Source organism: Bacillus sp. 37MA (genome assembly GCF_000372765.1).
Taxonomy (GTDB): domain Bacteria; phylum Bacillota; class Bacilli; order Bacillales; family Domibacillaceae; genus Domibacillus; species Domibacillus aminovorans.
Genome location: NZ_KB889752.1, coordinates 1,419,002 through 1,431,099, shown reverse-complemented (window position 1 = coordinate 1,431,099; position 12,098 = coordinate 1,419,002). Strand labels below are relative to the sequence as shown.

Below are 12,098 nucleotides of genomic sequence, written 5' to 3'. Positions count from 1 at the left end.
TAAGGTGCTTTCTATAATATTTATTTTTGATTATTTGAAAGCTTCGTCAATGTATTGGTTGTTAATAAGCTCTTCAAAATTAAATGCCTTTTTGATATAACCAATTTCAACTAGTTTTTCGATTGAATCTTCATATGATTGAATGGACTCTTCAGTAAGGAAGATATTTGGTTTATCATCCATAATGATTTTTTTAATTGTTTCCGCTGGCACTTTAGTTTCCCCCTCGAAAATTTTAGCTGCTTCATCAGGGTTTGCAATTTGCCAGTCAGCTGTTTTTTTATAAGCTCTTAAATAAGCTTCCACAATTTCTGGATGTTCCTCGGCAAAACCTGTACGAGCAATAATAACTCCAGGTGATGATAGATTTTCTTCTATATTAAGTTCCCTAGCTATTCCTTTATCAATATTACCAGTTCTAAAAGGTTCCCAGATGGTCCATGCATCTAATTGATTGGTTCCAAAAGCGGATTGAGCATCATCTGGTTGTAAATTAATAATTTTTACGTCATCTAAAGTCAAACCATGGAGTTTTAAAGCTTTAACCAAATAAATATTAGCGGATGTTCCTAAGGCCACCCCAATACTTTTACCTTTTAAATCTTCAACTGTCTTAATTTTACTATTAGGATGAACTACAATCCCACCCGACAAAAAATTCTCACTTGTTTGACCAATGACTTCAAAAGGTAAATTTTTGTCTAAACTAGAAATAAGTGCTCCATCGCCGAGAAAGGATAAATCGACACGGTTGGCAGCAAGCGATTCTAATAGTGGTGGACCACTTTGAAATTCACTCCACTTAATTTCCGCATTCACTTTAGTGAATTCTTCTTCAAAGAAGCCTTTTTCTCTGCCAATCGTTAATCTACTTAAATTTCCATTTAATGAAACGTTTACTGTAATGGGTTCATCTACTTTCTGACTTTCTCCTGATTCAGATTTTGTTCCCGAGTTGCATCCTGCTAAAAGAATAGTTGTAATAATAGCTAGAATCCCCCCCCACACATAATTGCGATGCTTCTTCATAACGTTTCCCCCTCATTCTATGATTTTCTATATACAACTTTACCTACTTATATAGTGTGTTTAATAAACAGAAGAAAAAAAGAGATCCAACAAAGAGTTTCAGAAGATACTCTTTATTGAATCTCTGGTGATCCAGTCAATCCATCACTTCTATTAAATTTAACTATATCGCACGGTCGTATATATTTACAAGAATCTTAGCAGAAGTGCATATATTATGTCAATAATGAATTTGAGTCAATAATTTGGACACAAACATACTAAGATTTCTACTTCCTGTTTTAACCGAAGGTTTTCTTTCTAAATATCGGCTAACTCTTTTGACGTCTGATACACCATATTCGCTGCTTAATTCCTTGATCGAGCTTCCAGAGTGGTATAAATCTACAATCGTTTTCTCAAAATCATCATTATATTTTTTGCCTGCAGGTTTACGTTTCAATCCGGACACATCCTCCCAAAAATGATTGTAAGGACTTAATTAAACTGTGTCCATGAAACTATACTAACTCCAATTATTCCTATTAATTTAAGTGGTAATTAAATATTGAATTTAAATAAAATATGTGATAGATTATAATAAATTAATTATTTTGAATGAATTGACTAGTCAACTAGAGATCCAGTGAAATGGCACAAATGTCTTATTGTGTCTTTTTACTGAATCTCTATTTTTATTTTATTTCAGAAAGGATGATTATGAATTATGGTATCAACGTTAGAGATCCATCAAGTAAGTAAAACTTTTAAGAATGACCATGAAAACGTCCATGTTTTAGAAAATTTAAATATCTCTGTAAAAAAAGGAGAATTTTTATCCATCATTGGTCCCAGTGGTTGCGGTAAAAGTACTCTATTAAAGTTAATAGCAGGGTTGGATTTAGACTTTGATGGAACCATTGTTGTAGGGGATCAAGAAGTGAGCGGTCCTTCTAAAGATCGGGGATTTATTTTCCAAGAGCATCGCTTATTTCCTTGGTTAAACGTTGAAAAAAATATTGCCGGCAATCTACCATTAAAAGATCCAACTATACGCAAAAGAGTAGATGATTTAATATCACTTATTAAACTAAATGAATTTGAAAAGGCCTATCCACGACAACTATCTGGAGGGATGTTACAACGTGTCGCCATTGGAAGAGCCTTACTAAGAAATCCTGAAGTCTTACTACTAGATGAACCTTTTGGTGCATTAGATGCATTCACCCGTAGCCATCTTCAAGAAGCTTTACTTGAAATATGGGAAAGGAATCAAACAACAATGGTTCTTGTTACCCATGATATTGATGAAGCAATCTTCTTATCATCTAAAGTGGTCGTGATGGATGCCAAACCAGGTAGAGTAAAATCGATCCTTGCCATTGATTTACCTCATCCGCGAAATAGAATAGGAAAAGCATTTCAAGAGTTCAGAACCAATATTTTGAATCAACTCAATCATAAATTAGAGGAAATAGACGATTGGAGCATTTAATTAAGACAAAGAAAGGATGACATAAATGACTACATCTATGCAAACAATTGCTCAAAACAAAAGCATTACGGTTAAGAAAAAACAATCAAACAAAGGACAGACTGTTTCTCGAGGTTTATTCCTTCCGGTTGTAGTATTAATTTTATGGCAATCATTAGTATCCGTTGGTATCCTACCAGCTCAATTATTTTCATCACCATTATTAATTGTTACGAGTTTCATTGAACTTGTACAATCAGGAGAACTTATAGCCCATTTAAAAGTGAGTTTAACACGCGCATTTCTCGGTTTTGCTTTAGGTGGTTTCTTTGGACTCTTAATCGGTGTCATTGTGGGCATGAGTAAAAAATCTGAAGAATATCTTAATCCCACCATTCAAATGTTACGTACAATTCCTTTATTAGTTATGACACCGCTATTCATTATGTGGTTTGGGTTTGGTGAGTTATCTAAAGTATTACTGATTGCATTAGGCACCTTCTTCCCTTTATATTTACAAACCTTTTTGGGTATCCGTAACGTGGATCAAAAATTATACGATGTCGTTCAAATATTAGAGTATAGCCGTGTTGAGAAAGTTACAAAACTTATGATTCCAGCTGCTTTACCTAATATTTTACTAGGAATCCGTTTAGGATTAAGTGCTGCTTGGATGTGCTTAGTTGTTGCAGAATTGTTAGGCGCTGATACAGGAGTAGGCTTCATGATCCAGGATGCTCGTTCATTCATGCAAACAGACATTGTCTTTTTAGGGATTATCATTTTCGCTTTGGCTGGGAAAATATCTGACTCCATTGTGCGTTTTTTAGAAAATCGCCTTTTAAAATGGCAAGATAGTTTTAAAGCTTAGGAAAAAGGGACTTATTGGGGTTCTGATGCAAAAACTTAGGGACAGATGCAAATCATCTTTAAATCTTGGAGATACTGATACTATTACTTTTAAAAAGGTGCGTGATCAGTATGGAAAAGTAACATTTATTCAAGTGGAAACATTATCAGCCTGACATTATTTTGTTAATAGTGAGAAGGAAGAATTTCTGTATAGAAAACCTGGTTTCTTGAACAAGAACTAAGCTTTGAATAAAAAAGCCGATAATTCTACTTATAATGTAGTTTTTTATCGGCTTTATCATTCAAAATTGCGTTTAAACAATGAGGAGCAGGCATTAGGGTTCTGGTGCAAAAACTTAGGGACAGTTGCAAATCATCTTTAAATCTTGGACATGCTGATACTATTACTTTAAAAAAGGTGCGTGATCAGTATGAAAAAGCAAAATTTATTCAAGTGGAAACATGATCAGCCTGACATTATTTTGTTAACAGTGAGGTGGTACCTGCGGTACAACTTGAGCTTTCGTAATGTGGTGGAGATGATGGAGGAACGGGGCTTATCGATGGCTCACACAACGATTATGCGTTGGGTTCATCAATATAGCCCGGAATTAGATGAAAGAGTACGGCGTCATCTTCGACCAACAAATGACTCTTGGAGAGTCGACGAAACGTATATCAAAGTAAAAGGTCAATGGATGTACTTATATCGTGCAGTGGATTCCAAAGGAAACACGATTGATTTTTGCCTTAGTAAAACAAGAGACAAACAAGCTGCAAAGTGCTTCTTTAAGAAAGCTTTGCGGTCTTTTCATGCTTCTAAACCTCGTGTCATAACAGTAGACAAGAATCCAACCTATCCTGTAGCAATTAAAGAGTTAAAAGAAGAAAAACGTATGCCGGAAGGCATACAAATAAGACAAGTTAGATATCTCAATAATATAGTAGAACAAGATCACCGTTTCATTAAGAAACGTGTGCGCTCTATGTTGGGATTCAAGTCGTATAAAACAGCCACTTATATATTGAGTGGCCTCGAAGCGATGCATATGATAAAAAAAGGGCAAGTTCACCAAGGAGAGAAGTCTGCCCAAAATGAAGTTGAATTCATACATAAGTTGTTCGGGATAGCATCATAACTCGCAAGTTAGCGGGTAATATAGGTTCTATCTTTTTATCAAATTATTTTCGCACCAGAACCTTTCATATTTATTGATCCATATAATAAACTGCGCAAGTTTGTGCAAATTTGCGTGGAAGTATTCATATGTTTTTTAGACCACAGTAAACTGCTAAAGTTTGCGGCAATTTATTCTGCTATTCAGCACTTCATTCAAAATCACTGGATAGTGACGTACTTAACACTTTTTCTAGTTCTTTAAACATACGTTCATCAAAGTCACCGTTACCAAAAACAATATCTTTCACCTTGTCAATTTTAGTTTGTTGTTCATGAACCTTTTTACGTAAGAATGCTATGTCCTGTTCCTCCTCTTTTTTATAAGACTCGTGAGTGAACAAGACGGAAGAATCTTCATTTATGGTAAAGCCGCAAATCGAACCTTCTTTTAAATCTAAAACATCACGCACTGTTTTTGGAATAGTGAGTTGTCCTTTTGATGATAGGACGGCCCTATACATTTTATTTGTCATCAAAAATCCCCTTTTCAAAATCCTTACTTTATCCTTACCGAATAAAATAACATTTTCTTTGGTTATTGTCCAAGATTAACCGGAAATGGCACTACGTACATAGACCTTTTTCGCAGTCGTAAATCTGCGCAGTTTTGCGCAGAAAAATGAAAAGTTAACTTTTAAATTCAAACAAAGGATAGATCCATATAACAGTGGAAGGAAAGAGTGAAATTATCCAACTAATTATCTTATTTTTGATTTTTTGGCTCTTTAAAAATGAGAGTGACCCTAGCACGGTGGAAATAAGGACCATAGGAAAGATCATTAACTCTGTAATGTGTAGCTTTTGAATAAAGTTTGATAATTTACAAAAAAGATCGATAATTTACAAAAAAGTTTGATCAAAAGTCCTGTATTCATATGCAGGATTTTTTTTATTCCGCAATCGGTCGCTTTCCTGAAACAAGGAACAGCGCTTATTTTCATTTTAGGGCCATTTTTTTGAAGTTAAATTTTAGGATAGAACAGTATTTTACATTGAAAATTAAACAACTTTATTGTCGCCGATCAGTTAAAGAAAAATTTCTATGGTTTAAAATTAGTACCTATTACTAGTAATAAGTGATAAAATAAACAAAAGAAGTAAAATTTTTTAATAAGGTGGTTTTTTTATGCTCATATCCAAAGCTCGTATTACTGCCATAGGTTCATATGTCCCTGAAAGAAAGTTAACAAATTATGATTTAGAAAAATTAGTTGAAACAAATGATGAATGGATTGTTAAACGTACTGGTATTAAAGAACGAAGAATAACACACGAAGAAGAGTTTACAAGTGATATAAGTTATAAAGCGGTAAGGAACTTAATGGAACGATACGATAAATCAGTAGATGATGTGGATATGATTATCGTCTGTACATTAACTCCTGATTTCAAAACTCCAAGCGTAGCTTCATTAGTCCAAGCAAAGCTAGGCATAAAGAATTCTGGAGCAATTGATTTAAACGCTGCTTGTGCAGGGTTTACTTATGGGTTGCATGTAGCCAATGGATTAATCACTTCTGGTTTACACAAGAAAATTCTTGTTATTGGAGCAGAAACTCTATCTAAAGTTACCGATTATGAAGATCGATCTACCTGCATTTTATTTGGAGATGGTGGAGGAGCAGTGCTTGTAGAGTTTGACGAAAAACAACCAAGTTTTCTGACTTCACATTTGGGTTCAGAAGGGGATAAAGGAAAAAGCTTATATTGTTCAAACTTATCAAAACGTATGTTTGGAGAGGATTTAATCAATAGTGATAAAATCGTTCAAAATGGACGTGAGGTTTACAAATGGGCTGTTACTACTGTTCCAAAAGGAATGCAAAGCGTTATGGAAAGTACATCCATTCCTTTAAGTGATGTTGATTGGTTTGTACCTCATAGTGCAAATTTAAGAATGATTGAATCAATATGTGAAAAAACTGATTTTCCGATAGAGAAAACATTATATAGCTTAGTTGATTATGGTAATACTTCGTCAGCCACTATCCCATTATCATTAGATATGGGCGTACTTGAAGGGAAAATCAAGAAAAGTAACAAGATATTACTATATGGCTTCGGAGGTGGTTTGGCACATGCAGGATTGCTTATTAATTGGAACATATGATATGGAACCAATGCTTGATTCAAAAGATGAAATATCAAATCAGGCTCTTTTAATAATCCTTGATGAATTCTTAACCTGGCTCCAAAGACGTTAAATATCTTGTGCACCTTTTTTAAGCAATCATGCGCAATTGTTAAAGATCAACATTATAAAATGATCAATCTTTTTTATAAAACGACACATAAACCTGATAGATAAGAATCCATTTTGATCAATCTTTTTTCAAAATGGTTTCTTTTCGTTTGCCACTAAATAAGGATTCAATCGATATTTTTGATCAAACTTTATTCTAAAGCTACATAATGAACTCTGCAGTGTCTCCAATAATTACACCTAAGAACAAAAAAATAAAGTAGCTTTTTGAGCTGGTATAACCTTTGTGCTTTATCAAAAACAGGAAAGCTACACCTAGTAGGCCAAACAGATAACCAAAAACTGAAGCATAGAGAATAATAAAATAAATTTGATCAATTAAAAAATCACCATTCATTATTCCATGTATAAAGCTTAATGAAAAAACCGCTGTAATAATAGCGGATGCGGAACTTTTCAGATAAATAAGCATTTTTCACCCCTTCTTGTCTTTAATAAACGTCTTCTAGTGCTTTTCGTAGCAAACTCATGCTGCGATCAAGATCCGTTTTCACTTGTTTCTTATATAATTTTGCTTTTTCTAGATTAATCAACTCATACACAACCACTTCTTTATATTTCATGCCTTCTATTGCTTTTTTACGGCGAACCAAAATGCCATCATCAATTAACTCATGCAATGAACGATATACTTCGGAGTGCTGGGGTTCATAACCTAACTGTTTAAACTTAGCTTTTAGTTCATCCATTGCCTGCAAGCCATATACTTTGTGTTCTTCGACAAAGCTAATCATATAAAGCTTTAAAAAGGCCCGTTGCTTAATGAGAAACTTTCCTTCACCTCTTGGCATGTAAAGTTCACACTCCTTTTATTTAACATTGTACCTTTTTCATATTATATATCCCATCATAATACATAAACCAAACATTTATTCTGAATACGCTTGAATAAAGGAACTTACGTTTGTATACTATATAAAAAGAACCTTTGTTCCATAGGAGGGATACAAAATGCTCTATAATGACCGAAAGATGTTGAAATGGCAGGGCATGTTACTATCTGAACATGTGGAAATGATTAAAATGGACGAAACAGAAAAACCGCCGCTTTTTCTGGATGAACAAGCGGCAGAAGAGTTTAATCGAATGGTGAATGAATCGTATCATCAATCGAAACCGATTTTAATCGAAGTAAATACGTTCGGACTTCCTTATATTGAAGCTACTGGCATTGTACAGTCATTAAATAGCCATAATGGGCGTCTGATACTGATTGGAAAGGGAATGTTCTGTTTAAAGGACATTGTTTCTATTCGCTTTGTAGAAGCGGGCGACGAGTATGGAAATTGATTATAGTACACTGCCAAAACGCGATCTGCTTTTTATTGATGTTAAGTCTTACTTTGCGTCAATAGAAGCTGTCCGCCGTAGGATTCATCCGCTTCATGCGTATGTGATCGTTGTTGCAAATAAAGAACGGCCGGGATCGGTTATATTAGCTTCAAGCCCTAGAGTAAAGCAGGAAATGGGGATTTCCACTGGCTCAAGGAACTGGGAGATCAATCGAAATGATCCTCGATTAATCATTGTTGAACCCTCAATGGGGCTGTATTTGAAGGTAAATAAAATGATCGTGGACATCGTGAAGCGATTTGTTGCTGATGAAGACTTACACATCTACTCGATAGATGAGATGGTCATTGATACGACTTTTGTAACTAAATTGCATGGGAATAAGTTTGAAATTGCTCGGAAAATTCAGCAAACGATATTTAAAGAATTAAAGCTGGTCGTAACGATTGGAATCGGGGATAATCCCTTGCTTGCCAAATTAGCGCTTGATAACGAAGCAAAAAAAGCACCTAATGGGATGGCCTATTGGCGCTATGAGAACATTTCCGAAACGATTTGGCGTATTCCAAAGCTAACAGATATGTGGGGCATTTCTTATGGCTATGAAGAACGGCTGAAAAGGATAGGAATTGAAAGCGTCTACGATTTGGCGCACGCAGATAAAAATAAGTTGAAGGATCGGTTCGGTATTATGGGATTAGAGTTATACTATCATTCCTGGGGCGTAGACTACACCATTTTATCTGAACGGGACAGCCTTCCAAAAGGAGAAAAGTCATTCTCAAAGGGACAAGTGCTCATGAGGGACTATTATAAAGAAAATGAAATTACCATCGTTATAAAAGAAATGGTGGACGAGGTTAGTTCTCGGCTCCGTAAACATGGGGTAGCTGCTGCAAAAATTGCGCTGACCGTATCCTATTCTCGTGATATTGAGGAACGAGGATTCAATAAACAAATGCAACTACCGAAGAATACAAACCATACGATGGAGTTAACCAGTCATTTCATCCAGATCTTTCGACAGCACTGGCAGGGACAGCCTGTACGACAAATATATGTTTCCTGCGGTAAACTGCGCAAATTTGAATATGAACAACTTGATTTATTTACAACGGCAGATGTGATGGAAAAAAGCCATGTGATTGATACGGTGATGGGTGAGTTGAGGAGTCGTTATGGGAAAGATGCCATTTTCAAAGCATACAATCTAATGAAAGGTGGAACGTATTTAAGCAGAGCAAATCATATAGGAGGACATAAGGGATAATTTAATAAATTCAAATAAACTATATTGATATGATAAAAAACCGCTTGTTTGGATTTAAAATAAAGTTTGCTTATATGAAAAAAGATTGTTCAAAATCCTGTATTAATCTGAATGCAGGATGTTTTTATATGTTATTCAATTAACATTACACAAGTAGTAATGTGTAATTGTGTTTTTGTTTCGTCGAATCTGTCCTTGACCTGTTTAATTCTCTGAAAACACTTATATATCAACACTTATGTCAATTACTCCAAATAATCTTTATTCATTTTCTATACATCCGCAACAAATCAACGTTTTTCAGCCTGTTTCATTTTCGACTGCTACAGTTTTTTTGCATATTGCCTTTCTTTTTTTTTAGTGAATTAATTGTCAGGTTCATTTAGGAATACAGGGTAACAACTACCATTGAAATCACTGATTGATCCATGTAATATATAAATATAAGCTGCATTGTACGTAACGATATAAAGTTTAAACCTCTAAGCTATAACAGGGAGTTTTAAATTGAATCCGGAATGACAAGCCTCGTTCGTTTTCTCGCCAATGAGGACATGCAGGATGGTTTCTGCGAACACCCACTTTGAGGAGTGGTGGTTTAAAACTTTCTTCTATATCAACGGCAAAGGCGGCTTACATAATACTAATAAATTCAGGCCAGTTTCCTTTTGGAAGCTGGTCTTTTGTGTGTTATCGGTTTGTTTAATTGTCATCTTTTTATTGGCAGCCAGAAAAGCCAAAAACCTCCGAGTAAAAACCGAGTATTCTTTTTAGGGTGAGAGAATGTTCACGAACAATAAAGTTGTTAGAAAAATAATAAAGATATTTAAAAGTGACAATAAAGTTGTTTAACTTTTTCGACGAACTGTTGAGTAAGATGGAACTAAAGAAGTGCTTTATCCTAAGTATTCAAGAGGATTTTCATAGTATAATTATCAAAAGGAGGTATTACCATTGATTTTTCTTGAACAATTCCTTCCACTTCTTATATCGATAGTGATTTCTACTATTCCTATTGCTATTATCGCTTGGTTTCTCTGGAAAATACTTAAGGGTCAAAAAGAGACATCAATTCTTCTGAAGAATATTTCTGAGAAGCTAGACACTGAATAAAAAGCTGGTGTTTAACCTATTTACTCAACAGTTTCGGTCATTTGTTAACCAAAATTAAACAACTTTATTATCCCTATACATAATGAAATATTTCCAATTCTATTCACACAATGATTTCAACATGGTATACTTTACCTAGTTTTTATTTATCCTTGAAAGTCCGTAGCGTGCCAACCTTCCCTTTTTTAAGAGATAACGAGCAAAAGATGGACACTAATGTGTAATTAATTTGAGTACCACGCTTATTTTGCTATGCGCTTGGATACTCTAACGTGAAATGTTTAAAAAGGTAAGATATAAAAGGTAGAAGTTTATTTGCTGCACAGCAGCAATAAATTTCTGCCTTTTTTTTATATCCAAAATGAAAAAAAGGGAGCTACATCAACATGACAAATGAAAAAAAGGTGTTCGAAAATGTGTCTGCTGTACAACAACCAACAGAAGATTTAGCCATTATCGGTTATCTCACTTGGTACTCGGTTGGAGAAGATCTTTATGATCGGGAAGCCCTTCGGAAAGGATTGCTTTCTTATGGTATTTCGGAAGATTACTTGCCAAATCCTATTCGTTCAGCATTGTCTTTTACTCGGTCCTCCTGGAACGGCTAAAAGTGCACTGGTAATGGATATTGCAGGTCAATTTTCAGGCTTTAATTACTTTCAATGGTTACTGACAAGATTCAGTACACCAGAGGAACTATTCGGGCCACTAAGTCTACGCGCTCTTGAAGAAGATGTATATCGCCGAAATACAAAAGGAAAGCTTCCAGAAGCACATATGGCCTTTTTGGATGAAATTTTTAAAGCAGGCAGCGCGATATTAAATACGTTTTTGACTTTAGTAAATGAACGTATTTTCTATAACGATGGAACTCCAATTAAATCACCATTGCAAACCGTTATTGGTGCCTCAAACGAGTATCCAGAGGAAGACGAGGGACTTGAAGCGCTATATGACCGCTTTCTTCTTCGTTTTGATCTTAAATATATAGGAGAAGAAGGAAATTTTATAAAAATACTTCAATCGGAAACCACCATCGTTACTCCTCTACCTGCCATTTCATTTGACGAACTGGCTGACCGCAGATGGTTGCAGATATGGTTAACATTCCGAAAGATATTATTTTTACGATCAATTCCATTCGAAATGAATTAAAAGATAATGGCATACAGATTTCTGACCGCCGCTTTATGAAGGCACTACCGCTTATTCGAGCAAATGCCGCTTTAAACGGACGCTTTGAAGTGATGCCAGCTGATCTATCTATTCTGCGGAATGGATTGTGGGAAACACCAGATCAGCGCGAAACGTGTGCGACTGTAATTGATGCATATTCAGTAGATAAGGTACAGTCAGAAATTGAACGCATTCAAAAAGTCGTATTAGAAACCATGTCAGCGGTTCAGAGTGATCCTTCCTCTGAAATTGGAATGGAAGCGACTAAAAAAATGAAGTTCTGCATTGAGGATTTAGCGACACTAAATCAACAATACCCGAACCGATCTGCTGAAATCATTGCCATGCGTACTAAAGTGGACGAGGCCAATCAGAGAATTGCCAACGTCATGATTGGAGTTTAATCAAAAAAGAGAAAAAGTAGCAGTATCGAAAAGTCATTCCTCTTGTGTGGGATGGCTTTTTTCTG

At 35.2% G+C, this 12,098-nt stretch carries 14 protein-coding genes, 1 other RNA gene and 1 pseudogene; 11 read left to right on the top strand and 5 right to left on the bottom strand.

Annotation, left to right across the window (positions count from 1 at the left end; translation table 11 throughout):
• Nucleotides 1–30: 30 nt before the first annotated feature.
• Complete coding sequence (locus A3M5_RS0108140) at nucleotides 31–1,029, bottom strand: ABC transporter substrate-binding protein (protein WP_018393271.1); 999 nt, start codon at nucleotides 1,027–1,029, stop codon at nucleotides 31–33.
• Between the two features lie 220 nt (nucleotides 1,030–1,249).
• Nucleotides 1,250–1,471, bottom strand: coding sequence for a hypothetical protein (locus A3M5_RS24040; protein ID WP_034298520.1), 222 nt, complete (start codon nucleotides 1,469–1,471; stop codon nucleotides 1,250–1,252).
• A gap of 264 nt (nucleotides 1,472–1,735) precedes the next feature.
• On the opposite strand from A3M5_RS24040, the gene A3M5_RS0108130 reads away from it, so the two are divergent.
• From A3M5_RS0108130 to A3M5_RS0108120, 4 genes and pseudogenes are all read left to right on the top strand, one after another.
• Complete coding sequence (locus A3M5_RS0108130) at nucleotides 1,736–2,503, top strand: ABC transporter ATP-binding protein (RefSeq protein WP_018393270.1); 768 nt, start codon at nucleotides 1,736–1,738, stop codon at nucleotides 2,501–2,503.
• 25 nt (nucleotides 2,504–2,528) lie between these two features.
• Complete coding sequence (locus A3M5_RS0108125; protein WP_018393269.1) at nucleotides 2,529–3,353, top strand: ABC transporter permease; 825 nt, start codon at nucleotides 2,529–2,531, stop codon at nucleotides 3,351–3,353.
• Nucleotides 3,354–3,478: 125 nt separating this feature from the next.
• Nucleotides 3,479–3,559: pseudogene (locus A3M5_RS26820) on the top strand (IS6 family transposase); the annotation flags it as partial.
• Between the two features lie 206 nt (nucleotides 3,560–3,765).
• Entirely contained in the window at nucleotides 3,766–4,473 is a 708-nt protein-coding gene (locus A3M5_RS0108120) for an IS6 family transposase (RefSeq protein WP_018393268.1), read from the top strand.
• A 190-nt stretch (nucleotides 4,474–4,663) separates the two neighbouring features.
• Here the strand turns inward: A3M5_RS0108120 and A3M5_RS22570 are convergent, their stop codons facing one another.
• On the bottom strand, nucleotides 4,664–4,987 hold the full coding sequence (locus tag A3M5_RS22570) for an AbrB/MazE/SpoVT family DNA-binding domain-containing protein (RefSeq protein WP_018393267.1): 324 nt from the start codon (nucleotides 4,985–4,987) through the stop codon (nucleotides 4,664–4,666).
• A gap of 653 nt (nucleotides 4,988–5,640) precedes the next feature.
• Here A3M5_RS22570 and A3M5_RS0108110 point away from each other — a divergent pair.
• Nucleotides 5,641–6,624, top strand: coding sequence for a ketoacyl-ACP synthase III (locus A3M5_RS0108110; protein WP_018393266.1), 984 nt, complete (start codon nucleotides 5,641–5,643; stop codon nucleotides 6,622–6,624).
• Nucleotides 6,625–6,919: 295 nt separating this feature from the next.
• Here A3M5_RS0108110 and A3M5_RS0108100 read toward each other — a convergent pair whose 3' ends face one another.
• Nucleotides 6,920–7,189, bottom strand: coding sequence for a hypothetical protein (locus tag A3M5_RS0108100; RefSeq protein ID WP_018393264.1), 270 nt, complete (start codon nucleotides 7,187–7,189; stop codon nucleotides 6,920–6,922).
• 19 nt (nucleotides 7,190–7,208) lie between these two features.
• On the bottom strand, nucleotides 7,209–7,568 hold the full coding sequence (locus A3M5_RS0108095; RefSeq protein WP_018393263.1) for a replication termination protein: 360 nt from the start codon (nucleotides 7,566–7,568) through the stop codon (nucleotides 7,209–7,211).
• 160 nt (nucleotides 7,569–7,728) lie between these two features.
• Here A3M5_RS0108095 and A3M5_RS0108090 point away from each other — a divergent pair, with 160 nt between their 5' ends.
• The 6 genes from A3M5_RS0108090 (at nucleotide 7,729) to A3M5_RS23695 (ending at nucleotide 12,033) form a co-directional block, all read left to right on the top strand.
• Nucleotides 7,729–8,067, top strand: coding sequence for a YolD-like family protein (locus A3M5_RS0108090; protein ID WP_018393262.1), 339 nt, complete (start codon nucleotides 7,729–7,731; stop codon nucleotides 8,065–8,067).
• On the top strand, nucleotides 8,057–9,340 hold the full coding sequence (locus A3M5_RS0108085) for a Y-family DNA polymerase (protein WP_018393261.1): 1,284 nt from the start codon (nucleotides 8,057–8,059) through the stop codon (nucleotides 9,338–9,340). Before A3M5_RS0108090 ends, A3M5_RS0108085 begins: the two co-directional genes overlap by 11 nt.
• Nucleotides 9,341–9,782: 442 nt before the next feature.
• A non-coding RNA gene (ssrS, locus tag A3M5_RS24035) (6S RNA) lies at nucleotides 9,783–9,979 on the top strand.
• Nucleotides 9,980–10,839: 860 nt separating this feature from the next.
• A complete protein-coding gene (locus A3M5_RS25760; RefSeq protein ID WP_018393258.1) occupies nucleotides 10,840–11,061 on the top strand; it encodes a DUF6744 family protein in 222 nt (73 codons plus the stop codon).
• Complete coding sequence (locus tag A3M5_RS23700; protein WP_196803553.1) at nucleotides 10,985–11,608, top strand: AAA family ATPase; 624 nt, start codon at nucleotides 10,985–10,987, stop codon at nucleotides 11,606–11,608. Before A3M5_RS25760 ends, A3M5_RS23700 begins: the two co-directional genes overlap by 77 nt.
• Nucleotides 11,551–12,033 (top strand): hypothetical protein, encoded by a 483-nt coding sequence (locus A3M5_RS23695; protein WP_051080831.1) that lies wholly within the window; start codon nucleotides 11,551–11,553, stop codon nucleotides 12,031–12,033. Before A3M5_RS23700 ends, A3M5_RS23695 begins: the two co-directional genes overlap by 58 nt.
• The last annotated feature ends 65 nt before the right edge of the window (nucleotides 12,034–12,098 follow it).

What these genes read in the sequence shown, in the direction of transcription:
- A3M5_RS0108140 (WP_018393271.1), bottom strand. Translation starts at nt 1,029, where the DNA reads ATGAAGAAGCATCGCAATTATGTGTGGGGGGGGATTCTAGCTATTATT.
- A3M5_RS22570 (WP_018393267.1), bottom strand. Translation starts at nt 4,987, where the DNA reads ATGACAAATAAAATGTATAGGGCCGTCCTATCATCAAAAGGACAACTC.
- A3M5_RS0108125 (WP_018393269.1), top strand. Translation starts at nt 2,529, where the DNA reads ATGACTACATCTATGCAAACAATTGCTCAAAACAAAAGCATTACGGTT.
- A3M5_RS0108090 (WP_018393262.1), top strand. Translation starts at nt 7,729, where the DNA reads ATGCTCTATAATGACCGAAAGATGTTGAAATGGCAGGGCATGTTACTA.
- A3M5_RS0108100 (WP_018393264.1), bottom strand. Translation starts at nt 7,189, where the DNA reads ATGCTTATTTATCTGAAAAGTTCCGCATCCGCTATTATTACAGCGGTT.
- A3M5_RS25760 (WP_018393258.1), top strand. Translation starts at nt 10,840, where the DNA reads ATGACAAATGAAAAAAAGGTGTTCGAAAATGTGTCTGCTGTACAACAA.
- A3M5_RS23695 (WP_051080831.1), top strand. Translation starts at nt 11,551, where the DNA reads ATGGTTAACATTCCGAAAGATATTATTTTTACGATCAATTCCATTCGA.
- A3M5_RS0108120 (WP_018393268.1), top strand. Translation starts at nt 3,766, where the DNA reads ATGAAAAAGCAAAATTTATTCAAGTGGAAACATGATCAGCCTGACATT.
- A3M5_RS0108095 (WP_018393263.1), bottom strand. Translation starts at nt 7,568, where the DNA reads ATGCCAAGAGGTGAAGGAAAGTTTCTCATTAAGCAACGGGCCTTTTTA.
- A3M5_RS23700 (WP_196803553.1), top strand. Translation starts at nt 10,985, where the DNA reads ATGGTATTTCGGAAGATTACTTGCCAAATCCTATTCGTTCAGCATTGT.
- A3M5_RS0108085 (WP_018393261.1), top strand. Translation starts at nt 8,057, where the DNA reads ATGGAAATTGATTATAGTACACTGCCAAAACGCGATCTGCTTTTTATT.
- A3M5_RS0108110 (WP_018393266.1), top strand. Translation starts at nt 5,641, where the DNA reads ATGCTCATATCCAAAGCTCGTATTACTGCCATAGGTTCATATGTCCCT.
- A3M5_RS0108130 (WP_018393270.1), top strand. Translation starts at nt 1,736, where the DNA reads ATGGTATCAACGTTAGAGATCCATCAAGTAAGTAAAACTTTTAAGAAT.